Source organism: Pseudomonas sp. TUM25319 (genome assembly GCF_056388475.1).
Window position 1 is genome coordinate 6533513 of record NZ_CM150751.1, and the last position, 22657, is coordinate 6556169.

The 22657-nt window shown below is 64.6% G+C and carries 20 protein-coding genes and 1 pseudogene; 17 read left to right on the forward strand and 4 right to left on the reverse strand.

Features of this window, described 5'->3' with window-relative positions; all coding sequences use genetic code 11:
• Positions 1-5: 5 nt before the first annotated feature.
• Positions 6-1064, reverse strand: a complete 1059-nt coding sequence (gene bioB, locus AC05QJ_RS29680; protein WP_476744723.1) for a biotin synthase BioB — start codon at positions 1062-1064, stop codon at positions 6-8.
• 89 nt (positions 1065-1153) lie between these two features.
• Between bioB and AC05QJ_RS29685 the strand changes: the two genes are divergently transcribed.
• From AC05QJ_RS29685 to rarD, 5 genes are all read left to right on the forward strand, one after another.
• A complete protein-coding gene (locus AC05QJ_RS29685; protein ID WP_476744724.1) occupies positions 1154-1891 on the forward strand; it encodes a phosphoribosyltransferase family protein in 738 nt (245 codons plus the stop codon).
• A gap of 60 nt (positions 1892-1951) precedes the next feature.
• Complete coding sequence (locus AC05QJ_RS29690) at positions 1952-2716, forward strand: TOBE domain-containing protein (RefSeq protein WP_476744725.1); 765 nt, start codon at positions 1952-1954, stop codon at positions 2714-2716.
• Positions 2717-2781: 65 nt separating this feature from the next.
• Complete coding sequence (locus AC05QJ_RS29695) at positions 2782-4680, forward strand: PhoX family protein (RefSeq protein WP_476744726.1); 1899 nt, start codon at positions 2782-2784, stop codon at positions 4678-4680.
• A gap of 132 nt (positions 4681-4812) precedes the next feature.
• The gene (locus AC05QJ_RS29700; RefSeq protein ID WP_476744727.1) at positions 4813-5787 is read left to right on the forward strand and encodes a serine/threonine protein kinase; all 975 of its coding nucleotides are present in this window, start codon (positions 4813-4815) and stop codon (positions 5785-5787) included.
• 58 nt (positions 5788-5845) lie between these two features.
• Positions 5846-6733: an EamA family transporter RarD gene (gene rarD / locus AC05QJ_RS29705; RefSeq protein ID WP_476744728.1), complete on the forward strand. Its 888-nt coding sequence runs from the start codon at positions 5846-5848 to the stop codon at positions 6731-6733.
• Between the two features lie 236 nt (positions 6734-6969).
• Here rarD and AC05QJ_RS29710 read toward each other — a convergent pair whose 3' ends face one another.
• Entirely contained in the window at positions 6970-7488 is a 519-nt protein-coding gene (locus tag AC05QJ_RS29710; protein WP_476744729.1) for a glycine cleavage system transcriptional repressor, read from the reverse strand.
• Between the two features lie 438 nt (positions 7489-7926).
• Between AC05QJ_RS29710 and AC05QJ_RS29715 the strand changes: the two genes are divergently transcribed.
• Positions 7927-10104, forward strand: coding sequence for a malate synthase G (locus tag AC05QJ_RS29715; protein WP_476744730.1), 2178 nt, complete (start codon positions 7927-7929; stop codon positions 10102-10104).
• Between the two features lie 104 nt (positions 10105-10208).
• On the opposite strand, the gene AC05QJ_RS29720 is transcribed toward AC05QJ_RS29715, so the two are convergent.
• Complete coding sequence (locus AC05QJ_RS29720) at positions 10209-10652, reverse strand: response regulator (protein WP_476744731.1); 444 nt, start codon at positions 10650-10652, stop codon at positions 10209-10211.
• A 198-nt stretch (positions 10653-10850) separates the two neighbouring features.
• Here AC05QJ_RS29720 and AC05QJ_RS29725 point away from each other — a divergent pair, with 198 nt between their 5' ends.
• From AC05QJ_RS29725 to AC05QJ_RS29760, 8 genes are all read left to right on the forward strand, one after another.
• A complete protein-coding gene (locus AC05QJ_RS29725; RefSeq protein WP_476744732.1) occupies positions 10851-12788 on the forward strand; it encodes a DUF294 nucleotidyltransferase-like domain-containing protein in 1938 nt (645 codons plus the stop codon).
• A 10-nt stretch (positions 12789-12798) separates the two neighbouring features.
• Positions 12799-13509, forward strand: a complete 711-nt coding sequence (locus AC05QJ_RS29730; protein WP_476744733.1) for a 3'-5' exonuclease — start codon at positions 12799-12801, stop codon at positions 13507-13509.
• Positions 13510-13625: 116 nt separating this feature from the next.
• A complete protein-coding gene (locus AC05QJ_RS29735; RefSeq protein ID WP_476744734.1) occupies positions 13626-14144 on the forward strand; it encodes an RNA polymerase sigma factor in 519 nt (172 codons plus the stop codon).
• On the forward strand, positions 14141-15118 hold the full coding sequence (locus AC05QJ_RS29740; protein ID WP_476744735.1) for a FecR domain-containing protein: 978 nt from the start codon (positions 14141-14143) through the stop codon (positions 15116-15118). Before AC05QJ_RS29735 ends, AC05QJ_RS29740 begins: the two co-directional genes overlap by 4 nt.
• A 185-nt stretch (positions 15119-15303) precedes the next feature.
• Positions 15304-17727, forward strand: coding sequence for a TonB-dependent siderophore receptor (locus tag AC05QJ_RS29745; protein ID WP_476744736.1), 2424 nt, complete (start codon positions 15304-15306; stop codon positions 17725-17727).
• Positions 17728-17893: 166 nt separating this feature from the next.
• Positions 17894-19006, forward strand: a complete 1113-nt coding sequence (locus AC05QJ_RS29750) for a PepSY-associated TM helix domain-containing protein (protein WP_476744737.1) — start codon at positions 17894-17896, stop codon at positions 19004-19006.
• Positions 19003-19158: a hypothetical protein gene (locus AC05QJ_RS29755; RefSeq protein WP_476744738.1), complete on the forward strand. Its 156-nt coding sequence runs from the start codon at positions 19003-19005 to the stop codon at positions 19156-19158. Before AC05QJ_RS29750 ends, AC05QJ_RS29755 begins: the two co-directional genes overlap by 4 nt.
• 142 nt (positions 19159-19300) lie before the next feature.
• Positions 19301-19888 (forward strand): DUF2780 domain-containing protein, encoded by a 588-nt coding sequence (locus AC05QJ_RS29760; protein WP_476744739.1) that lies wholly within the window; start codon positions 19301-19303, stop codon positions 19886-19888.
• Here the strand turns inward: AC05QJ_RS29760 and AC05QJ_RS29765 are convergent.
• A complete protein-coding gene (locus AC05QJ_RS29765) occupies positions 19880-20767 on the reverse strand; it encodes an acyltransferase (RefSeq protein WP_476744740.1) in 888 nt (295 codons plus the stop codon). The two genes, AC05QJ_RS29760 and AC05QJ_RS29765, sit on opposite strands and share 9 nt — an antisense overlap.
• Positions 20768-20946: 179 nt before the next feature.
• Between AC05QJ_RS29765 and rloA2 the strand changes: the two genes are divergently transcribed.
• The 3 genes and pseudogenes from rloA2 to AC05QJ_RS29780 form a co-directional block, all read left to right on the forward strand.
• A complete protein-coding gene (gene rloA2 / locus AC05QJ_RS29770) occupies positions 20947-21447 on the forward strand; it encodes a retropepsin-like aspartic peptidase RloA2 (RefSeq protein WP_476744741.1) in 501 nt (166 codons plus the stop codon).
• Between the two features lie 91 nt (positions 21448-21538).
• A complete protein-coding gene (creB, locus tag AC05QJ_RS29775; RefSeq protein WP_476744742.1) occupies positions 21539-22225 on the forward strand; it encodes a two-component system response regulator CreB in 687 nt (228 codons plus the stop codon).
• A pseudogene (locus tag AC05QJ_RS29780) lies at positions 22225-22641 on the forward strand (two-component system sensor histidine kinase CreC); the annotation flags it as partial. The gene creB and the pseudogene AC05QJ_RS29780, both read left to right, overlap by 1 nt.
• Positions 22642-22657: the final 16 nt, after the last annotated feature.

Below are 22657 nucleotides of genomic sequence, written 5' to 3' on the forward strand. Positions count from 1 at the left end.
AGGCCTCAGGCAGACGCGGCGTCGTAGAACAGTTCGCTGCTCTTCTGCTCGATCAGGGCCTGCTCGATGGCCGCCTGGTGCACCTCGTCGGCGTGTTCTTCGCGGGCCTCGGGCTTGATGCCCAGGCGTGCGAAGAGTTGCATGTCTTTGTCGGCCTGCGGGTTGGCGGTGGTCAGCAGTTTCTCGCCGTAGAAGATCGAGTTGGCCCCGGCCATGAACGCCAGCGCCTGCATCTGCTCGTTCATCTGCTCGCGACCGGCGGACAGGCGCACATGGGATTTCGGCATGAGGATGCGGGCCACGGCCAGCATGCGGATGAAGTCGAACGGATCGACGTCCTCGGCGTTTTCCAGCGGCGTGCCGGCGACTTTCACCAGCATGTTGATCGGCACCGACTCCGGGTGCTCCGGCAGGTTGGCCAACTGGATCAAGAGGCCGGCGCGGTCATCCAGCGACTCGCCCATGCCGAGGATGCCGCCCGAGCAGATCTTCATCCCGGCATCGCGCACGTAGGCCAGGGTCTGCAGGCGTTCGCTGTAGGTGCGGGTGGTGATGATGCTGCCGTAGAACTCCGGCGAGGTGTCGAGGTTGTGGTTGTAGTAGTCCAGGCCCGCTTCGGCCAGGGCCTGGGTCTGCTCCTGGTCGAGCTTGCCGAGGGTCATGCAGGTTTCCAGGCCCATGGCCTTCACGCCTTTGACCATCTGCAGCACATAGGGCATGTCCTTGGCCGACGGATGCTTCCACGCCGCACCCATGCAGAAACGGGTGGAGCCGATGGCCTTGGCCCGGGCGGCCTCTTCCAGCACCTTCTGTACTTCCATCAGTTTCTGCTTGTCCAGGCCGGTGTTGTAGTGACCGGACTGCGGACAATATTTGCAATCTTCCGGGCATGCGCCGGTCTTGATCGACAGCAGGGTCGAGACCTGGACGCGGTTCGGGTCGAAATGCGCGCGGTGCACGATCTGCGCCTGGAACAGCAGGTCGTTGAACGGCTGCTGGAACAGGGCTTTGACTTCGGCGAGGGACCAGTCGTGACGAAGCGTTGCAGTTGTGCTCGCGCTCATGGGCGTTTCCTTGTTTAGGCTTGTTCTGGCGCCGGGACAGCAATGCCCGCCGGCGCATCACGGATAGCCCGCATAGTTAAGGAAGCCTCATGCGCTGTCAACCACACAAAGATTCGTCAGTTTACATCTGCTCAAATAATGAACAGACCTGTTTGTTATGCGACGAACCAGCCGAACAGCCCCATCCCATCTGCATTGCCTGCGAAAGCGAGCTGCCATGGCTCGACGAACATTGCCGCCTTTGTGCCCTGCCATTGCCGATGCAGGGGTTGCTGTGCGCGCAATGCGCCCGGCGTCGCCCCGCGTTCCGACAAGTGGAGGCGCCCTGGCACTACGGTTTCCCGGTAGATGCGCTGATCACCCGCTTCAAACATCAACGCCAGTGGCCACTGGGCCGCCTGTTGGCGCAGATGCTCGGCAACTGGCTGAGCCATCGTTTTGCCGAGGGCCTGCCACGCCCGGCGCTGCTGCTGCCGGTGCCCATGGCGACAGGGCGTCTGCGTCAGCGCGGCTACAACCAGGCGGCGATGCTGGGCGAATGGATCGGCACACAACTGGCGATTCCCTGCGACACCCGGCTGCTCAAGCGCTTGCGCGACACCCCGGCACAGCAGGAACTCGGCGCCCGCGCCCGCCAGCGCAACCTCAAGGACGCTTTTGCCGTGAGCCATGCCGAACACCTCGCAGGTCTGCATGTCGCCCTGGTGGACGACGTGCTGACCACCGGCGCCACGGCCCAGGCGCTGGCCCGGCTGCTGCGCGATCACGGCGCTGAACGGGTCGATGTGTACTGCCTGGCACGTACGCCGCGACCCGCTGGCGCTTGACTTGATGCAGGCAGGCGGGCACTTTCCTGCCGATCATCGTCAGCTTTCGTACCGGTCCCTATGCCTTTGCCCGCCCCTCTGACCCAGCACATCGTTCGCCGCCCTCAGCGCATCGCCCTGTTGCAGCACATCGACGAGCAAGGCTCGATCACCCGTGCCGCCAAGGCCGCAGGCATGAGCTACAAGGCCGCGTGGGACGCCATCGACGAGTTGAACAATCTCGCCGCGCGTCCGCTGGTGGAACGCAGCACCGGTGGGCGTGGCGGTGGCGGTGCCCGCCTGTCGGACGAGGGGCGTCGGGTGCTGCGGCTATACCAGCGCCTGCAGATTCTCCAGGCGCAGATTCTCGAAGAGGCCGAAGACAGCAGCGACCTCGACCTGCTTGGCCGGCTGATGCTGCGCACCAGTGCGCGCAACCAGTTGCATGGTCGGGTCAGCGCGATCCATCCGCAGGGGCGCAACGACACCATCGAACTGACCCTGGCCGGCGGCCTGCGCATCGAGGCGCAGATCACCCACGACAGCACGCACCGCCTGGAGCTGGAGATCGGCACCGCCGTGGTCGCCCTGATCAAGGCAGGCTGGCTGGAACTGGCGACCGTCGATGAAGCGGTACCGGCCGGGACCAATAGCCTGAACGCCGAAATCGACGAACTGCTGGACGACCCGCAAGGCCCCAGCGAGCTGCGCCTGAGCCTCAGCAGCGGACAGATTCTGTGCGCCTTCGCCGAGCCGGAGTGGCTGCGAACCCACGGGCTTGACGTCGGAAGTGTCGTACAGGTTCGCTTCCTTCCGACCTACGTTCTTTTGGGAACGCCCGTCTAAAATCCGCCATGGAACTGTCATAAAGGCTGATTAAGGTGACTGCCTAAACCGCAGGAAGCCTGTCCATGAACCTATTAAAAGAAAACCAGCTCACCGACCTCGAACAGATGGTCGGCCTCAGCCGTCGCCGCTTCATCGGTGCCGGTGCCTTGTGTGGTGCAGCCCTGTTTCTCGGTGGCAACCTCCTCAGCCGCAGCGTCCTGGCCGACAGCGTCAGCGCCGCCAGCAGCACCCTGCTCGGCTTCGCCGGCATCCCCGCATCCACCGCCGACGGCATCAGCCTGCCGCCAGGCTACAAGGCCTCGGTGCTGATCAGTTGGGGCCAGCCGCTGCACGCCAATGCCCCGGCCTTCGACCCGTCCGGAAAAGGCACGGCCAAGGCTCAGGAACTCCAGTTCGGCGACAACAATGACGGCATGAGCCTGTTCCCCTTCCCCGGCGATGAAAACCGGGCACTCATGGCGATCAACAACGAGTACACCAACTACCGCTACCTGTTCGACCACGGCGGCCAGCCGGCCAATGCCGAAGACGTGCACAAGGCCCAGGCCGCCGAAGGCGTGTCGGTGATCGAAGTGCAGCGCAAGAACGGCCAGTGGCAGTTCGTCGCGGACTCGAAATACAACCGCCGCATCCACGGCAACACGCCGATCCGCCTGAGCGGCCCTGCCGCCGGCGACGCCTGGCTGCGCACCGCCGCCGACAACAGTGCGAGCAAAGTGCTCGGCACCTTCCAGAACTGCGCCAATGGCAAGACGCCGTGGGGCACCTACCTGACCTGCGAAGAGAACTTCACCGACTGCTTCGGCAGCAGCGATCCGCAGCAGGCCTTCGACGCCGGGCAGAAACGCTACGGTGCTTCGGTGGCGGGCAAGGAAGTCGGCTGGCATCAGCACGATCCGCGCTTCGACCTGGCGAAGAACCCCAACGAACTGAACCGCCACGGCTGGGTAGTGGAGATCGACCCGTTCGATCCCAAATCCACCCCCGTCAAGCGCACCGCCCTCGGCCGCTTCAAGCACGAGAACGCCGCCTTCACCGAAACCCGTGACGGCCACGCCGTGGTCTACATGGGCGACGACGAGCGGGGCGAATTCATCTACAAGTTCGTCAGCCGCGACCGCATCGACCACAAGAACCCCACCGCCAACCGCAACCTGCTGGATCACGGCACCCTGTACGTGGCGCGTTTCGACGGCGGCGACGGCAACCCGGACCGTCCGAAAGGCAAGGGCCAGTGGCTGGAACTGACCCACGGCAAGAACGGCCTCAACGCCGCTGCAGGCTTCGCCAACCAGGCCCAGGTGCTGATCCATGCCCGCCTCGCCGCCAGCCTGCTCGGCGCCACGCGCATGGACCGTCCGGAGTGGATCGTGGTCAGCCCCAAGGACGGCCAGGTCTATTGCACCCTGACCAACAACGTCAAACGCGGCGAAGAAGGCCAGCCCAAGGGCGGCCCGAACCCGCGGGACAAGAACGTCTACGGACAGATCCTGCGCTGGCGCGAAAACAGCGACGACCACGCGTCCATGAGCTTCGACTGGGACCTGTTCGTGGTCGCCGGCAACCCGGACGTGCATCAGGACGAAAAGCGCGGGTCAACCAACGTTACCGCCCAGAACATGTTCAACAGCCCGGACGGCCTGGGCTTCGACCCGGATGGCCGGCTGTGGATCCTCACCGACGGCGACTACAGCAACAAAGGCGACTTCGCCGGCATGGGCAACAACCAGATGCTCTGCGCCGACCCCGCGACCGGCGAGATCCGCCGCTTCATGGTCGGTCCGGTGGCCTGCGAAGTCACCGGCATCGCCTTTGCGCCGGACCAGAAGACCCTGTTCGTGGGCATCCAGCATCCGGGTGAAACCGGCGGCTCGACCTTCCCCGAGCATTTGCCGGGCGGCAAGCCGCGGTCTTCGGTGATGGCGATCGTGCGTGAGGATGGCGGCGTCATCGGCGCCTGAAACCACCATAAAGAACCCGTGGGAGCGCCGCCCGGCCAGCTCCCGCCGTGGTTGAGCCATGCTCCTCGCCGCCCCCTGAGTTACCATGCCCGCATGATGCGGCGACCACCTGCCGCACAGCAGGAGCCGCGCATGTCCCATCCCTTCGATACCCTCACCCCCGACCTGGTCCTGGACGCCATCGAGAGCCAGGACCTGCTCAGCGATGCCCGGGTGCTGGCACTCAACAGCTACGAGAACCGGGTCTATCAGGTCGGCATCGAAGACGCCGAGCCAGTGATCGCCAAGTTCTACCGCCCCGGCCGCTGGAGCGACGCCGCGATTCTCGAAGAACACGCCTTCACCGCCGAACTGGCCGAGTGCGAAGTTCCGGTGGTCGCGCCACTGCTGCACAACGGCAAGACCCTGTTCGAACACGCAGGCTTTCGTTTCGCCCTGTTCCCCCGTCGCGGCGGGCGCGCGCCGGAGCCTGGCAATCTCGACCAGCTCTACCGCCTCGGCCAGTTGCTCGGCCGCCTGCACGCGGTGGGCGCCAGCCGCCCCTTCGCCGAACGCGAGAGCCTGGCCGTGGATAACTTCGGTCATGCCTCGCTGACCACCCTGCTGGAAGGCGACTTCGTACCAAAAAGCCTGCTGCCCGCCTTCGAGTCGGTGGCCCGCGATCTGCTCAAGCGCATCGAGGCCATCTACGCCCGAACCCCGCACCAGCAGATTCGCCTGCACGGCGACTGCCACCCCGGCAACCTGATGTGCCGCGACGAGGTGTTCCACATCGTCGACCTGGACGATTGCCGCATGGGCCCGGCGGTTCAGGATCTGTGGATGATGCTGGCCGGCAGCCGCGAAGAACGCCTCGGCCAGTTGGCCGAACTGATGGACGGCTACAACGAATTCCACGACTTCGACCCCCGCGAACTGGCGCTGATCGAGCCGCTGCGCGGCCTGCGCCTGCTGCACTACAGCGCCTGGCTGGCGCGGCGCTGGGACGACCCGGCATTCCCCCGCAGCTTCCCCTGGTTCGGCCAGGAGCGTTACTGGGGCGATCAGATTCTGGCCCTGCGCGAGCAGTGCGCCGCGCTGGATGAAGAACCGCTGAAATTGTTCTAAATGTGTCAGCCGCCCTGTCTACAATGGCGGCGATTCCGTTAGCCAAGCAAGGACCGTCATGACTGCCGCAAACCCGCGCCGCGGGTACATCCTGGGCCTTACCGCCTACATCATCTGGGGCCTGTTCCCGCTCTACTTCAAGGTGCTGCAAAGCGTCCCCTCGCTGGAGATCATCGTTCACCGGGCGCTGTGGTCGGCACTGTTCGGCTCGCTGCTGTTGCTGGTCTGGAAACATCCGGGCTGGTGGCGCGAGCTGCGTGAGAATCCGCGCCGGCTGGGTATTCTCGCCGTTAGCGGCGTGCTGATCGCCGCCAACTGGCTGACCTACGTCTGGGCGGTGAACAACGACCGCATGCTCGAGGCCAGCCTGGGTTACTACATCAACCCGCTGGTAAACGTGCTGCTGGGCATGCTGCTGCTCGGCGAACGCCTGCGTCGCCTGCAATGGGTCGCGGTGGGTCTGGCTGCGCTGGGCGTGGCGCAGCAGGTCTGGCAAGTGGGCAGCCTGCCGTGGGTCTCGCTGGCACTGGCGTTGACCTTCGGCTTCTACGGTCTGATCCGCAAGCAGGCGCCTGTCGCAGCGCTGCCCGGCCTTGTAGTGGAAACCTGGATGCTGGTGCCGCTGGCCCTCGGCTGGCTGGCGCTGCACCCGGAAGCCCACAGCGTGCAGTCGGGCTTCTACTTCAGCAACGAGGCGCTCTGGTTGATGGCCGCAGGCCCGGTGACCCTGGTGCCGCTGGTGTGCTTCAACGCCGCCGCCCGCCACCTGCCGTACACCACGCTGGGCTTCCTGCAATACCTGGCGCCCACCTTGGTGCTGCTGCAGGCGGTGCTGCTGTTCGGCGAGCATTTGTCGAGCAGCACGCTGGTGGCCTTCATGTTCATCTGGGCGGGCCTTGCCCTGTACAGCGTCGACGCCTGGCTCACCTTGCGCCGCCGCGCCTGATCAAAAAACGTACAAACCTCTGCAAGCCACGCCAGCCGTGGCCTGCAGAGACCTCTCCCAAGGTTATCCACACCCTCATCCCCGCGCTTTGTGCACAAGCCCCTGAATTCTGGTGATTTTTTGCTCAATAGCGGCAAACCCGCGTGCTACCTGGGCTGGCGGGGAGGCTCCCCAGCTTATCCACAGGGCGGTCCCCGTTAAAACGGGATAAGTGAAACGGGGCGGATTGGGGATAACTACTCTTCCGGACGCAGTTCCAGCTCGACCATCAGATCATCGGCGAGCGCCTCGAGGCGCGCCTGCAGATCATCCAGCACCAGCGTCAGCGGCACGGCGAGCAAGGCGTCGGCATGGAACAGCGGCTCGCTGCTCATGGGGGCCGGGCGTACATCGGTGCTCAAGCGCTCGACGTTGACGCCCTGTTCCGCCAGCAAGCGGGTAATGTCACGAACGATGCCCGGGCGGTCGTTGCCCACCAGGCTCATGGCGATCGGTTTCCAGGTGCAGGACGGTTCGATGCCGCTTTCGGCGATCAGCACGCGGATACCGCGCTCGCCCAGTTTCTGCAATGCTTCGACCAGTTCCTCGTGGGATTCGGCCGGCACGGCTATCTTGAGGATGCCGGCGAACTGCCCGGCCATCCGCGACATGCGGCTCTCCAGCCAGTTGCCGTTATGATCGGCGATGCATTGGGCGATACGCTCGACCTGCCCGGCCTTGTCGGCGGCGATGACGGTGAGTACAAGATGATTCACGCGGACGACCCTCTGCTGGAAAACCCGTGGAAACGCCCGGATTCAGAGGGCGCCGGAACAGTATAGGCAAGGCGCGGCAACCTGCCGCAGGCGAATCGAAAATCAAATCGTGTACTGTTTTAAGATTTATCTGGAACAATCCACACGTTTTTTGCGAACATATGCCCTCCCAGCGTGACCCCATGCGACCAAATGGTCGCAGAACGACGTATTTAGTCTGATTTTCACAAGCGCAGCGCATCATGTAGTATGCCGCAGCGCGGACTACAAAACGTTATTCCGATGTCTGCCAAGCGCCTGTGAAAATGCGCAACCGCCCGCCGGCCCGTCTGGCGAGCCGCACCCAGCCGTCCGTCAGGGCATGACCTGGTGCCGTGTTTAGAGAAGCGCGTTAGGCGTAATTAGAAAAGCTGATAGCTGAGCAGAGTGAGGCAAGCAATGACTGAACACGTTCAAGTCGGTGGCCTTCAGGTCGCCAAAGTCCTGTTCGACTTCGTGAACAACGAAGCCATTCCCGGTACCGGCGTGAGCGCCGAGAAGTTCTGGGCAGGTGCGGAAAAGATCATCAACGACCTCGCTCCAAAGAACAAAGCCCTGCTGAGCAAACGCGACACCCTGCAAGCGCAGATCGATGCCTGGCACCAGGCGCGCAAAGGCCAGGCGCACGACGCCGTGGCCTACAAAGCTTTCCTTCAGGAAATTGGTTACCTGCTGCCAGAAGCCGCGGATTTCCAGCTTTCGACCCAGAACGTCGATGAAGAAATCGCCCGCATGGCCGGCCCGCAACTGGTCGTCCCGGTGATGAACGCACGTTTCGCCCTGAACGCCTCCAACGCCCGCTGGGGCTCGCTGTACGACGCGCTCTACGGCACCGACGCCATCAGCGAAGAAGGCGGCGCGGAAAAGGGCAAGGGCTACAACAAGGTCCGCGGCGACAAGGTCATCGCCTTCGCCCGCGCCTTCCTCGACGAGTCCGCGCCTCTGGCTGCCGGCTCCCACGTCGATGCCACCCGCTACAGCATCGACGGCGGCAAGCTGATCGTTGCCCTCAAGGGCGGCAGCAACACCGGCCTGCGTGACGACGCCCAACTGATCGGCTTCCAGGGCCAGGCCTCCGAGCCGACCGGCATCCTGCTCAAGCACAACGGCCTGCACTTCGAAATCCAGATCGACCCGACCACGCCCGTCGGCCAGACCGACGCCGCCGGCGTGAAGGACATCCTGGTCGAAGCCGCGCTGACCACCATCATGGACTGCGAAGACTCCGTCGCCGCCGTCGATGCCGACGACAAGGTCGTGGTCTACCGAAACTGGCTGGGCCTGATGAAGGGCGACCTGGCAGAAAGCGTCAGCAAGAACGGCCAGACCTTCACCCGCACCATGAACCCGGACCGCGAGTACACCGCGCCCAACGGCGGTACCGTAACCCTGCACGGTCGCTCGCTGCTGTTCGTGCGTAACGTCGGCCACCTGATGACCATCGACGCGATCCTCGACAAGGATGGCAACGAAGTGCCGGAAGGCATCCTCGACGGCCTGGTCACCAACCTGGCGGCGATGCACAACCTCAACGGCAACACCACCCGCCGCAACACCCGCACCGGCTCCGTATACATCGTCAAGCCGAAGATGCACGGTCCGGAAGAAGCCGCATTCACCAACGAGCTGTTCGGCCGCATCGAAGACATGCTGGGCCTGCCGCACAACACCCTGAAAGTCGGGATCATGGACGAGGAGCGCCGTACCACGGTCAACCTCAAGGCGTGCATCAAGGCGGCCAGCGAGCGCGTGGTGTTCATTAACACCGGCTTCCTCGACCGTACCGGCGACGAGATCCACACCTCCATGGAAGCCGGCGCCATGGTGCGCAAGGGCACCATGAAGACCCAGAAATGGATCGGCGCCTACGAGAACTCCAACGTCGATATCGGCCTGGCCGTCGGCCTGCAAGGCCGCGCGCAGATCGGCAAGGGCATGTGGGCCATGCCTGACCTGATGGCCGCGATGCTGGAACAAAAGATCGCCCACCCGCAGGCCGGTGCCAACACCGCCTGGGTCCCCTCGCCGACTGCTGCCGCGCTGCACGTGCTGCACTACCACAAGGTCGATGTCTTCGCCCGCCAGGCCGAACTGGCCAAGCGTGCACCGGCTTCGGTCGATGACATCCTGACCATCCCGCTGGCGCCGGACACCAACTGGTCGGCCGACGAGATCCGCAACGAGCTGGACAACAACGCCCAGGGCATCCTCGGCTACGTGGTGCGCTGGATCGACCAGGGCGTGGGTTGCTCGAAAGTGCCGGACATCAACGATGTCGGCCTGATGGAAGACCGCGCCACCCTGCGCATCTCCGCCCAGTTGCTGGCCAACTGGCTGCGTCACGGCGTGGTGAGCGAGGAGCAGGTGCTGGAAAGCCTCAAGCGCATGGCACCGGTGGTAGACAAGCAGAACGCCAACGACCCGCTGTACCGCCCGCTGGCGCCAGACTTCGACAACAACATCGCGTTCCAGGCGGCGGTCGAACTGGTGGTCGAAGGCACCAAGCAGCCGAACGGCTACACCGAGCCGGTGCTGCACCGTCGTCGTCGCGAGTACAAGGCGCGTAACGGCCTATAAAAGCAGGGCCGCTTGCAAGCCAGCTCCCACAAGATTCAGGGGTGACCCCCAATCCTGTGGGAGCCGGCCTTGCCGGCGATGAGGCCCTCAGCAGCAAGCTGCATTCAACTGATTCCCAACTCCCGCCGCACCAACCCCATCAGCACCCCGACATCGATCGGCTTGAGCAGAAAATCCACCACGCTCAAATGCATCGCCGCGATCGCATCCGGCACCTCCGCATCCCCGGAGATGATGATGATCGGCAACTCCGCCCGCTCCGACTCGCGAATCTTGCGAATCAGTTCCAGCCCATCGTAGGGCGCCATCCGCAGATCGGTGATCAGCAACCCGACACTCCGGTCCCGCACAGTCAGGCGCAAGGCTTCGTCGGCACTGGTCAGGGCAATCGTCTCGATCCGATGTTGCGTGAGAATCTCCGCCAGCAATTCCCTGGAATCAGGATCGTCATCGACGATGGCCACCTTCAGCGGCTTCGCCGGCGGTGCAGTGACTTGCGCCAATGCCTCGCGTTCGGCGTCGCTCAGTAAATCGTCGTGATCGGGCATGGGCATCTCTAAGTCGAGGACCTGCAAAAAGTCCATTGAATCAAGTTCAGACCGCATTCACCGGGCTTGCAACGTGCCTTTCGTCGGCCACCGGGCCGTTAGACTTACGTCCAATGGGCACCCGATACCCCGCAGCCGACCATGGGGACCATAACAACAATCGGTTTCCCTGGACGAAACCCTCAAACGGTACCGCCGATGAGCAAAATGGACGCTTACACCCAGGCCGGGAAAACTGCAGTCATGCAGAACATCCAGGGCACCCTGCAGTTCCTGCAGCGTTTTCCCCCGTTCAACCAGATGGAGAACGCCCACCTGGCCTATCTGGTGGAACAGTGCCAGCTGCGCTTCTATGCCGCCGGCGACAGCATCATCAAGCCCGACGACGGTCCGGTGGAACACTTTTTCATCGTCAAGCAGGGCCGCGTGGTGGGCGAGCGCACCCATGTGGTCAAGGGCGGCACCGAAACCACCTTCGAGATCACCCGCGGCGAGTGCTTTCCGCTGGCCGCCCTGCTGGGCGAGCGGGCGACACGCACCGAACACCTGGCGGCCGAAGATACCTTCTGCCTGCAACTGAACAAGGCCGCGTTCATTCGCCTGTTCGCCCTCTCCGAGGTGTTCCGCGACTTCGCCCTGCGCGGCGTCAGCAGCCTGCTCGACCAGGTCAACCAGCAAGTCCAGCGGCGTGCGGTGGAAACCCTCGGCAACCAGTACTCCCTCAACACTCGCCTGGGCGAACTGGCCATGCGTCATCCGGTGGCCTGCCCGCCCGAGACCAGCCTGCGCGAGGCCGTGCGGCTGATGGACGAGACCCAGGTCGGCAGCATCGTCATCGTCGATGAACAGCGCTTCCCGGTGGGCATCTTCACCCTGCGCGACCTGCGCCAGGTGGTCGCCCGGGCCGAGACCGACTTCGACTCGCCGGTGTCCGGCCACATGACCGCCTCACCGTTCTACCTCACGCCCCAGGCCAGCGCCTTCGATGCCGCCATTGCCATGACCGAGCGGCACATCGCTCACGTCTGCCTGGTGGAAGACCGCCGGCTGTGCGGCGTGGTGTCGGAACGGGATCTGTTCTCCCTGCAGCGGGTCGACCTGGTTCATCTGGCTCGCACCATCCGCAGCGCCCCGCGCCTGGAAACCCTGGTGGCACTGCGCGGCGAGATCGGCCAACTGGTGGAGCGGATGCTGGCCCACGGCGCGTCCTCGACGCAGATCACCCACATCATCACCCTGCTCAACGACCACACCGTGTGCCGGGTGATCGAACTGGCGATCGAAGAAAAAGGCGACCCCGGCGTGCCCTTCACCTGGCTGTGCTTCGGCAGTGAAGGTCGCCGCGAGCAGACCCTGCACACCGACCAGGACAACGGCATTCTGTTCGACGCCCGCGATGCGATGGAAGCCGCCGAAATCCGCGGCCGCCTGCTGCCGCTGGCGCAGCACATCAACCAGGGCCTGGCGCAGTGCGGCTTCAGCCTGTGCAAGGGCAACATCATGGCCGGCAACCCCGAGCTGTGCCTGTCCCGCGCCGAGTGGGCGCGGCGTTTCGCCGCCTTCATCCGCGAGGCGACACCGGAAAACCTGCTGGCCTCGAGCATCTACTTCGACCTGCGCGTGGTCTGGGGCGATGACCAGGGCTGCGAGCAACTGCGCCAGGGCATCCTCGATCAGGTCGCCGACAATCGTCTGTTCCAGCGCATGATGGCGGAGAACGCCCTGCGCCAGAAACCGCCGGTGGGACGCTTCCGCGAGTTCGTTCTGACCCGCGCCGGCAACGACAAGGCCGCCACCCTCGACCTCAAGGTCCAGGGCCTGACGCCCTTCGTCGATGGCGCACGGCTGCTGGCCCTGGCCAACGGCATCAGCGCCAACAACACCCTGGAGCGCCTGCGCCTGCTGGTGGAAAAAGAGGTCATGGACCCGCTGGACGGCGGCGCCTTCGAAGAGGCCTATCACTTCATCCAGCAGACCCGCATGCAGCAGCACCAGTTGCAGACCCGGCAGAACCTGCCGTATTCCAACCGCGTCGACCCGGACAACCTCAACGACCTGGACCGGCGCATCCTGCGTGAATCGCTGCGCCAGGCCCAGCGCCTGCAAAGCAGCCTGGCCCTGCGTTACCAACTGTGAGCATTGCACCATGAGCCTGTTTGCCTGGCTGCGCCCCAGCCAACCCACCCTCGACGACCACCAGCGTCAGCGCCTGGCCGAACTGGGCACCCCGCCGGTCCTGGGCGACGCGCCGCTGGGCAGGCAGCGCTGGGTGGTGCTGGACCTGGAAACCAGCGGGCTCAACGTCAACCGTGACCAGGTGCTGTCCATCGGCGCAGTGGTGATCGAGGACGGCGCCATCGATTTCAGCCAGCAGTTCGAACGCACCCTGCACCGCCACGACCACAAGCTGGCCCCCAGCGTGCTGATCCACGGCCTGGCCCCCAGCGCCATCGCCGCCGGCTGCGACCCGGCGCTGGCCCTGCTCGACCTGATGGACTTCATCGGCGACAGCCCGCTGCTGGCCTTTCATGCCGGTTTCGACCAGCGCATGCTCAGCCGGGCACTCAAGGACAGCCTTGGCTACAAATTGCAGCACCCCTTCATCGACGTGGCCGAGCTGGCCCCCCTGCTCAACCCGGATGTGGTGATGCGCGACGCCGGGCTCGACGACTGGATCAACCACTTCGGCCTGTTGGTGGAGGAGCGCCACAACGCCAGCGCCGACGCCCAGGTGACCGCCGAATTGACCCTGATCCTGTTCAGCCAGGCACGTCGCCAGCAACTGGACAGCGCCCGCCTGCTGGAGCAGCGGCTGCAAGGCTGGCGGCGCAAGCGCCAGCAGAGCCACGGGTTGTAACGCTGTTCCCGGAAGAAACGCGGAATCCGATGAGCGTTAATTGCACAGTGCCACGTGCTCTGACACAATCGCGAATAATTCTCGTTAGTTAACACTTTCTTTTCCGGGGAACACCCTTGTCGTCCGTGCCTAGCCCTCACAGCGAGCTGGTCGGTGCGCTGTACCGCGACCATCGCAGCTGGCTGCTCACCTGGTTGCGCCGCAACCTTGCCAGTGCCGAGCGCGCCGAAGACCTGAGCCAGGACACCTTCGTGCGCCTGCTCGGTCGTGACGAACTGCCGGCACCGCGCCAGCCGCGGGCGTTTCTCATGGCGGTCGCCAAGGGATTGCTGTTTGATCATTTCCGCCGCTCGGCGCTGGAGCAGGCCTACCTGGAAGAACTGCTGCTGGTGCCGGAGGCCGAGCATCCGTCTCCCGAAGCCCTGCACCTGATCCTCGAAGACCTCAAGGCCATCGATCGCCTGCTCGGCAAACTGTCGAGCAAGGCCCGCGCCGCCTTCCTGTACAACCGCCTGGACGGCCTGAGCCATGCCGAGATCGCCGGCAAGCTCGGCGTCTCGGTGCCCCGCGTACGGCAATACCTGGCTCAGGGCATGCGTCAGTGCTACATCGCCCTGTACGGCGAGCCGACATGAGCCAGCTGAATTCCAGCCCGGTCTCGGCGCGAGTACTGGACGACGCCATCGGCTGGCAGTTGTGCCTGGATTCCGGCTGCGGCAGCGCCCAGGAACGCGCCGAATTCGAACGCTGGCACGCCGCCAGTGAAGAACACGCCCGCGCCTGGCGCCAGCTGGGCATGCTCGACCAGCGTTTTGCCGCAGCCGCCGGCCCGGCGCGCAAGGCCTTGCTGCAGTCACGGGTCAGCCTGCGCCAGCGGGTACGCAAGATCGGCAGCGGACTGGCCAGCCTGCTGCTGGTCAGCGGCTTGATCAGTTGGAGCAACGCCCATCAAGGCCTCGGCTACTGGCTGGCCGACCAGCGCACCGCCACCGGCGAACAGCGCAGCCTGCGCCTGGAAGACGGCACGCTGGTCAACCTCAACACCCATTCGGCGGTGGACATCCGCTTCACCGACAAAGAACGCCTGATCGTCCTGCACGACGGCGAGATTTCCATCGAGACCGGCCACCGCAACAACGACACCCGTCCGTTCGTCGTCGCCACCGGCGATGGCCGCATGCGTGCGCTGGGCACGCGCTTCCTGGTCCGCCTGGAAGACCAGGGCACGCGCCTGAGCGTGCTGCAGTCGGCCGTGGCGGCCAAGCCGCAGGACAGCGGCGACGAGCAGATCCTGCGTGAAGGCCAGCAGGTCCTGATGAGCCACGACCACCTCGGCCGCATCGACGGTCTCGCCCCCGGCGCCGACGCCTGGACCCGCGGCATGCTGGTGGTGGACAACGTGCGCCTGGGTGACCTGGTGGAAGAGCTGGGACGTTATCGCCCCGGCTACCTGAGCGTTGCGCCGGAAGTGGCCGAACTGCGCATCACCGGCAGTTTCCCGCTGCACAACACCGACCTTGCCCTGCAGTCGCTGGTGCCGACCCTGCCGGTGCAGGTGCACCAGCGCACGCCGTGGTGGGTGACGGTGGTGCCGCGCGCCGACAAGTAAGTACCGGTCGCCCTGACCTCATCACTGGCAAGCGGAGCGCCGCCCGGCCAGCTCCGCTTGCCAGCGATGAGGCCCTCGAAACCGCCATCGGAATCTAAATCGAAAATATTTTCATCACGCCCTATCACTTTCTCATTCTCGCTCGGCAAGGAGGCTAGTTAGCACAAATCCCGTCGAGGACTCGCATGACCCGCTCAATCGAAAGCTTCCTGCGTCCAAGCCTGCTGGCCGTGGCCATCGCCATCGCCGCCCCCTTGGCCAGCACCCACCTGATCGCCGCCGAACAGGCCGGCCTGCGCAGCTACAACCTGCCCGCCGCGCCGCTGGCCACCACCCTGAACCAGATCGCCAGCCAGGCCGGCATTGCCCTGGCCCTCGACCCGGCCCTGGCCAGCGGTCGCACCTCGGCACCGGTCAGCGGCCAGTACGACGCCGTCGGCGCCCTGCAACAGGCGCTGCGCGGAACGGGTCTGCAACTGGAACAGAGCGCGGCCGGCACCTACAGCCTGGTGGCCGTGGAAGAAAACGCCGTCGCCCTGCCCAACACGGACATCAACGCCCGCCTCGCCGCCGTCGAAGGCAGCGCGGAGGCCGGCTATCGGGTCGAGAACGTGAAGAACGTCGGTGCCCTCGGCGGCATGAAGCTGCAGGACACGCCCTACTCCATGAGCGTGGTCTCCCAGGAATTCCTGAAGAACACCCAGACCACCAGCCTCGACGACGTGTTCAAGCGCAACCCGGCTACCCAGCTGTACGGCCCGCGCGCCGCCGGCTACGCCAGCGCGGTGGCCATCCGCGGCTTCAGCGGCTCGGGCAACATGAACATCGCCAACGACGGCCTGCGCTTCACCAACGGTGCCGATGCCGGCAACTTCATCGAAGACACCGAGCAACTGGAAATCATCACCGGCCTCACCGGTTTCCTGTACGGCCCGGCCACGCCCGGCGGCCTGGTGAACTACGTGCTCAAGCGACCGACCTACGAGCGCTACAACAGCGTCACCCTCGGCAATGCCGGCGGCGAGAACTACTACCTGCACGGCGACTTCGGCGGCAAGATCGATGACGCCGGCGTATTCGCCTACCGCCTGAACGTGCTGGCCCAGGACGGCGAGACCGCCATCGACCTGCAGAAGCACCGTCGCGAGATGATCAGCGCCGCGCTGGACTGGAACGTCAACGATGACCTGCAGATCCAGTTCGATGCCTCCCATCGCAAGAATCAGGTTCGCGGTCTGAGCAGCTACTGGTATGTCTATCCCGGCGTCGAGCGGCCCGATGCGTCGTCGCTGAAGAACGACAAGCTGTACAGCCAGAAGTGGTCGTTCTCCGACAACGAGACCGACAAGGCCGGCGTGCGCGCCAACTGGCGCCTGAATGACACCTTCACCCTGCGTGCGGCCTTTGCGGCGCAGCAGTACACCGACGAGTTCACCTACACCGGCCCGACCGTCACCGCCACCAACACCTACAGCCAGCCGATCTACGCCTTCGCCCCGATCGAAACCGAAGAGAAGTCCGGCTCGCTGTTCCTCGACGCCGCCTTCGCCACCGGCCCGCTGGATCACAAGCTCACCGTCGGTTACCAGGGCAACACCAGCCGGGTGAAGCAGTACGAAGACCACATTCCGTATCCGGGCTGGCAGTACCAGTCGCCGGTCGGCACGCTGCCGATCACCGAGCAACCCCAGGTCGGCAAGCCGGGCTGGTCCATCGGCCACGGCGATCAGCGCCTGGCCAACAGCTCGGAGACCAACAATTTCCTGCTCGGCGACATCATCACCTTCAACGAGCAGTGGTCGACCATCCTTGGCGTGACCCGGAGCCAGATCAAGAGCTACGCCAACGAGTTCGTCTACGCCAAGGCCTTCGGCACGCCGGAGACCGAGACCAGGTACAACAAGAGCAAGACGTCGCCAAACATCTCGATCATCTACAAGCCCGTGCCATGGCTGACCACCTACGCCACCTACATCGAGGGTCTGCAGTCTGGCGGCACCGTGCCGAGCGACGGCCTCAACGCCGGTCAGATCCTCGCGCCGCAGGTCAGCGAGCAGTATGAGATCGGTGCCAAGGCGACCGTGGGCGAAACCCTGTTCACCCTGGCGTTCTTCAACATCGACAAGCCGAACAACTACAAGAACAGCCTGGGCTTCTACACCCAGGATGGTCGCCAGGAAAACAACGGCATGGAGTTCAGTGTGACCGGCAAGGTCATGCCCGAGCTGACCGTGGTCGGTGGTGTCACCCTGCTGGATCCGAAGGTGAAGAAGACGTCCGTGGCCGCCAACGAAGGCAACGCCCCGACCAACGTCGCCAAGCAGCTGGCCAAGGTCTATGCCGAGTACGAACTGGACGCACTGCCTGGCGTGGCGCTGACCGGTGGTGCCTACTACACCGGCAAGCAGTACACCGACGAAGCCAACCACACCAGCCTGCCGTCGTTCACCACCTTCGATGCCGGCGCACGCTACAAGACCCATGTGGGCGAGAACGACGTGACCTTCCGGGTCAACGTCGCCAACCTGGCCAACAAGGAGTACTGGCTGAACAGCTTCTACCTGGGCGATCCGCGTACCGTGCAGTTCTCGGCGCAGATGGAGTTCTGATCCCTTCCGGGGCCGCTGCGGCCCCGATCGCTGGCAAGCCAGCTCCCACAGGTACGGTGCTTACAGTACCTGCGGGAGCTGGCTTGCCAGCGATGGGCCCTCACTGAAGGCCCGCCCATTCAAACAGGCACAGACCTGTTCTGTTTCACCACCGACGGTTTGCCGAATGAAAGCCAAGACCATCCGCCGCTGGTCCGCGATCCACACCTGGACCAGCCTGATCAGCACCCTGTTCCTGCTGTTGCTCGCCGTCACCGGCCTGCCGCTGATCTTCCACCACGAAATCGACCACCTGCTGGGCGACGCACCCGAGCTGAAGGCAATGCCCGCCGACACCCCGAAGCTGGACCTCGCGCAGCTTGTGCTGAAAGCCGAGGCCCACCGGCCGGGCGAGGTCATGCAGTACTTCGGCTGGGACGAGGACGACAGCAACGGCGTGGTGGCCATCATGGCCGCCACCGCCGGCACCGAGCCGAACTCGTCGCACACCTTCATGCTCGACGCCCGGACCGGCGAGGCGGTGGAAATGCCGTCGGCCAACGGCGGTTTCATGATGGTCATGCTGCGCCTGCATGTGGACATGTTCGCCGGTCTGCCCGGCAAGCTGCTGCTGGCGTTCATGGGCGTGCTGTTCGTGCTGGCGATCATCTCCGGCGTGGTGCTCTATGCACCGTTCATGCGCCGGCTGGACTTCGCCACGGTGCGCCACGACAAGTCGCGACGGCTGCGCTGGCTCGACCTGCACAACCTGATCGGCATCGTCACCCTGACCTGGGCACTGGTGGTGGGCGTCACCGGGGTGATCAGCGCGTTGTCGGACCTGGTGATCGCTGCCTGGCGCAACGAGAGTCTGGCAGCGATGGTGGCGCCGTATCGCGATGCACCGCCATTGACCCAACTGGCGCCGGTCAGCCGGGTGCTGGATATCGCTGCCGACGCAGCGCCAGGCATGCAGCCAGACTTCATCGCCTTCCCCGGCACGCGTTTTTCCAGCGAGCATCACTACACCGTGTTCATGAAAGGCAGTACGCACCTGACCTCCCATCTGCTCACGCCGGTACTGATCGACGCCAGCAACCTGCAGGTCACCGCCGTGGGTGAGCGGCCCTGGTACATGGACGCCATGGGCCTGTCGGCGCCCCTGCATTTCGGCGACTACGGCGGCCGGCCGATGCAGATCCTGTGGGCGGCACTGGATGTGCTGACCCTCATCGTGCTGGGCAGCGGCCTGTACCTATGGTGGGTGCGCCGGCGCACTGCGGCGGAGGGTGCGCGATGAACCTGAAGGTGTTCGGCATGCCGCTGCTGATCGGCGTGCTTGGTGCGGCAGGGCTGTTTGCCGCGCTGCTGGGCGATGGCGGGTGGGATGTGCTGGCCTGGGTCGGGCTGGGGTTGCCGGCCTGGTACGGGTTCCGCGGTTTCTTCAGATAGGCACTATCACGCTCCTACGGGGTGGTCGGACACTCCGCGCTTCGGGCCCCTCGTCGCAATACCGTGGCATCGCGGAACATTCCCCCGCCAATCCACTCCAACACCTCGTTTTCCCTGCCTTTACGGCTGACGAGGTTTTTCCATGAAACGTTTCGCGCTGGTCACCCTGGTGACCCTGGCCGCCACTTCGGCCTTCGCTTTCAACCTCAATGACGCCGCCAACGCCGTCTCGGCCATGCAAGGCAAGTCGGGCGAGGCCGCCGTACAGGCACCGGAGGCCTCGGCCAATCTGCTCAACACCCTGGGCAGCGAATTGAAGATCACCCCGGAACAGGCCATCGGCGGCACCGGCGCCCTGCTGGGGCTGGCCCGCAATCAGCTCAGCAGCGGCGATTACGCGCAATTGAGCAAGGCGGTGCCGGGGCTGGATTTCCTCTCCGGCGAGAACGCCCTCGGCGGGCTGGCGGGTCTGGGGGATCTGCTCGGCAAGAGCGGTGAAGGGTCCGCCCTGAGCAACGCCCTGGGCGGTGAAGTGAAGAACCAGGATGACCTGAGCAATGCGTTCACCGCGCTCGGTCTGCAGGACGGCATGATCGCCCGTTTCGCTCCGCTGATTCTGCAGTACCTGGGCCAGCAGGGTGTGGCCGGGTCGCTGCTGCAGAACCTCGCCGGTATCTGGGGCAACGGCGCAGTCGCCCCGCTGGCGCCGGCAACCGGCCCGTCAGTTTAATTCGGCGCGCAGGCGCTCGATGCGTTCGTCCTTCTCGCGCCACAGCTGGTTGACCCAGTCCTGCACGGCCTGGCGCACCGCCGGGTCGGACTCGTAGTCACCGGCCCACAGCGCCGGGTCCAGCTCGCGGACCTGGATATCGACGATCACCCGCGGAATCGATCCGCTCACCAGATCCCAGAAGCCCGGCGCCTTGTCGCCGGGGTAGACGATGGTCACGTCGAGCAGCGCATCCAGTTGCTCGCCCAGCGCCGCCAGCACAAAGGCCACGCCGCCCGCCTTGGGCTTGAGCAGATGCCTGTACGGCGATTGCTGGGCCTGGCGTTTGGCCTCGGTGAAGCGGGTGCCTTCCAGGTAGTTGACCACTGTCACCGGCTGGCGCTTGAACAGCTCGCAGGCGGCCTTGGTGATTGCCAGGTCCTGGCCCTTGAGGTGCGGGTTCTTGTCGAGGAAAGCCTTGCTGTAGCGCTTCATGAACGGGTAATCCAGCGCCCACCAGGCCAGCCCCAGCAGCGGCACCCAGATCAGTTCCTTTTTCAGGAAGAACTTGAAGAACGGGATCTTGCGGTTGAGCACCTGGATCAGTGCCGGGATATCCACCCAGGTCTGGTGGTTGCTGACGCACAGGTAGGAGGTGTCGAGGCGCAGGTTGGCATTGCCGCGCACATCCCAGCGGGTGGGGATGCACAGGGCGAAGATGATCTTGTCGATCTCGGCCCAGGTCTCGGCGAACCACATCACCGCCCGGGAAGCGTAGTCACGGTAGCGGCCGGTCAGGACCAGCTTCAGCAGGGCGAAAACCATCAGCGGCCCGATCAGGACCAGGGTGTTGAGCAACAGCAACAGGGTGACGAAACTGCCGGTGAGCAGGCGACGCATAAGTCCACTCTTATTGTGGGAAAACAGTCGGCCATTCTAAGCAGCCACGTTCGGAACACCAAACGCCACCCGCCGACTGTCCCGGACAAATGTTTCACATTGTGTTCATTAACCTTGCTTGCTGAACCTCAAGCACCACGGCAGTCTAACTGTCGTCCCGTTCCAAGGAAGTTACTGCATTGAAACCACTGATCGCCCTGCTCGGCCTGCTGGCGTTGCCCGTCATGGCCGCCGAACCCGACCTCTATGGCCGCTACGAATACATCGGCGTGCCGGAGATCGGCCAGACCCTCAAAGCCAAGATGGACACCGGCGCCCTCACCGCCTCGCTGTCGGCGCGGGATATCGAGACCTTCAAGCGTGATGGTGAAGACTGGGTGCGCTTCCGCCTGGCCACCAAGGATGCCGACGACAAGGTCTTCGAGCACAAGATCGCGCGTATCAGCAAGATCAAGAACCGCGCCGACGAAGAAGACGAGGAAGGTGCCACCGAAGTGGCACACCGACCTGTGGTCGATCTCGAACTCTGCCTGGGCGACGTCAAGCGCACTGTCGAGGTCAACCTCACCGACCGCAGCAGCTTCAACTACCCGCTGCTGATCGGCGCCAAGGCCTTGCGTGAATTCAATGCCGCCGTGAACCCGGCACGGCGCTTCACCGCTGGCAAACCGGACTGCTGATGCCGCAGTCACGAGCTTCAAGCGACAAGCGGCACGTCGAAGCAGATCGCTTTACACTTGCAGCTTTCCACTTGCCGCTTGCCACTGCCTTATGTCCCGGATCCTGATCGTTGAAGACGAAGCCGCCATCGCCGACACCCTGATCTTCGCCCTGCAGGGCGACGGTCACAGTACCGAGTGGGTGAGCCTTGGCCAGGCCGCCCTGGAGCGCCAGCGCCAGCAGCCGGCGGACCTGGTGATCCTCGATATCGGCCTGCCGGACATCAGCGGCTTCGAAACCTGCAAGCAATTGCGCCGCTTCAGCGAAGTGCCGGTGATGTTCCTCAGTGCCCGCGACGGCGAGATCGACCGCGTGGTGGGCCTGGAAATCGGCGCTGACGACTACGTGGTCAAACCGTTCAGCCCGCGGGAAGTGGCCGCGCGGGTCCGCGCCATTCTCAAGCGCATGGCGCCCGCCGCTGCGCCCCAGGGCATCCCGGCCAATACGCCGTTCAGCGTCGACGCCCTGCGCATGCAGATCCACTACCGCGAACAGCCACTAAGCCTCACCCGCCATGAATTCCGCCTGCTGCAATGCCTGCTGGAGCAGCCGCAGCGGGTCTTCAGCCGCGAGCAACTGCTGGACGCCGTGGGCGTAACCGCCGATGCCGGCTACGAGCGCACCATCGACAGCCATATCAAGAGCCTGCGCGCCAAGCTGCGCCTGGTGGCCGCCGACGCCGAGCCGATCCAGACCCACCGCGGCCTAGGCTACAGCTACAACCCGGCGCACAGCTGATGCGCCTGGGCCTGCGCATCTTCCTGGTGTACTTCCTGTTCGTCGGGCTGACCGCGTATTTCGTGCTCAACACCGTACGCGAACAGGTGCGCCCGGCGGTGCGCCAGTCCACCGAAGAAACCCTGGTGGACACCGCCAACCTGCTGGCGGAAATCCTGCGCAGCCAGGTCAAGGCCGGCACCCTCGCCCAGAGCGACCTGCCACAACTGCTCCAGGCCTACGGTCAGCGCCGGCCCAACGCCGATATCTGGGGTCTGTCCAAGACCGAGGTCAACCATCGCATCTATGTCACCGACGCCAGGGGCGTGGTCCTGCTGGATTCCGCCGGCGAAGCGGTGGGCCAGGACTATTCGCGCTGGAACGATGTCTACCTGACCCTGCGCGGCCAGTATGGCGCCCGTTCCACCCGCAGCGAGGTCTTCGCCCACAACC

Excerpts from the sequence above, each read along its gene's own strand:
- bioB (WP_476744723.1), bottom strand. The coding sequence starts at position 1,064 with ATGAGCGCGAGCACAACTGCAACGCTTCGTCACGACTGGTCCCTCGCC.
- AC05QJ_RS29685 (WP_476744724.1), top strand. The coding sequence starts at position 1,154 with ATGCGCTGTCAACCACACAAAGATTCGTCAGTTTACATCTGCTCAAAT.
- AC05QJ_RS29690 (WP_476744725.1), top strand. The coding sequence starts at position 1,952 with ATGCCTTTGCCCGCCCCTCTGACCCAGCACATCGTTCGCCGCCCTCAG.
- AC05QJ_RS29695 (WP_476744726.1), top strand. The coding sequence starts at position 2,782 with ATGAACCTATTAAAAGAAAACCAGCTCACCGACCTCGAACAGATGGTC.
- AC05QJ_RS29700 (WP_476744727.1), top strand. The coding sequence starts at position 4,813 with ATGTCCCATCCCTTCGATACCCTCACCCCCGACCTGGTCCTGGACGCC.
- rarD (WP_476744728.1), top strand. The coding sequence starts at position 5,846 with ATGACTGCCGCAAACCCGCGCCGCGGGTACATCCTGGGCCTTACCGCC.
- AC05QJ_RS29715 (WP_476744730.1), top strand. The coding sequence starts at position 7,927 with ATGACTGAACACGTTCAAGTCGGTGGCCTTCAGGTCGCCAAAGTCCTG.
- AC05QJ_RS29720 (WP_476744731.1), bottom strand. The coding sequence starts at position 10,652 with ATGCCCGATCACGACGATTTACTGAGCGACGCCGAACGCGAGGCATTG.
- AC05QJ_RS29725 (WP_476744732.1), top strand. The coding sequence starts at position 10,851 with ATGAGCAAAATGGACGCTTACACCCAGGCCGGGAAAACTGCAGTCATG.
- AC05QJ_RS29730 (WP_476744733.1), top strand. The coding sequence starts at position 12,799 with ATGAGCCTGTTTGCCTGGCTGCGCCCCAGCCAACCCACCCTCGACGAC.
- AC05QJ_RS29740 (WP_476744735.1), top strand. The coding sequence starts at position 14,141 with ATGAGCCAGCTGAATTCCAGCCCGGTCTCGGCGCGAGTACTGGACGAC.
- AC05QJ_RS29745 (WP_476744736.1), top strand. The coding sequence starts at position 15,304 with ATGACCCGCTCAATCGAAAGCTTCCTGCGTCCAAGCCTGCTGGCCGTG.
- AC05QJ_RS29750 (WP_476744737.1), top strand. The coding sequence starts at position 17,894 with ATGAAAGCCAAGACCATCCGCCGCTGGTCCGCGATCCACACCTGGACC.
- AC05QJ_RS29755 (WP_476744738.1), top strand. The coding sequence starts at position 19,003 with ATGAACCTGAAGGTGTTCGGCATGCCGCTGCTGATCGGCGTGCTTGGT.
- AC05QJ_RS29760 (WP_476744739.1), top strand. The coding sequence starts at position 19,301 with ATGAAACGTTTCGCGCTGGTCACCCTGGTGACCCTGGCCGCCACTTCG.
- AC05QJ_RS29765 (WP_476744740.1), bottom strand. The coding sequence starts at position 20,767 with ATGCGTCGCCTGCTCACCGGCAGTTTCGTCACCCTGTTGCTGTTGCTC.
- creB (WP_476744742.1), top strand. The coding sequence starts at position 21,539 with ATGTCCCGGATCCTGATCGTTGAAGACGAAGCCGCCATCGCCGACACC.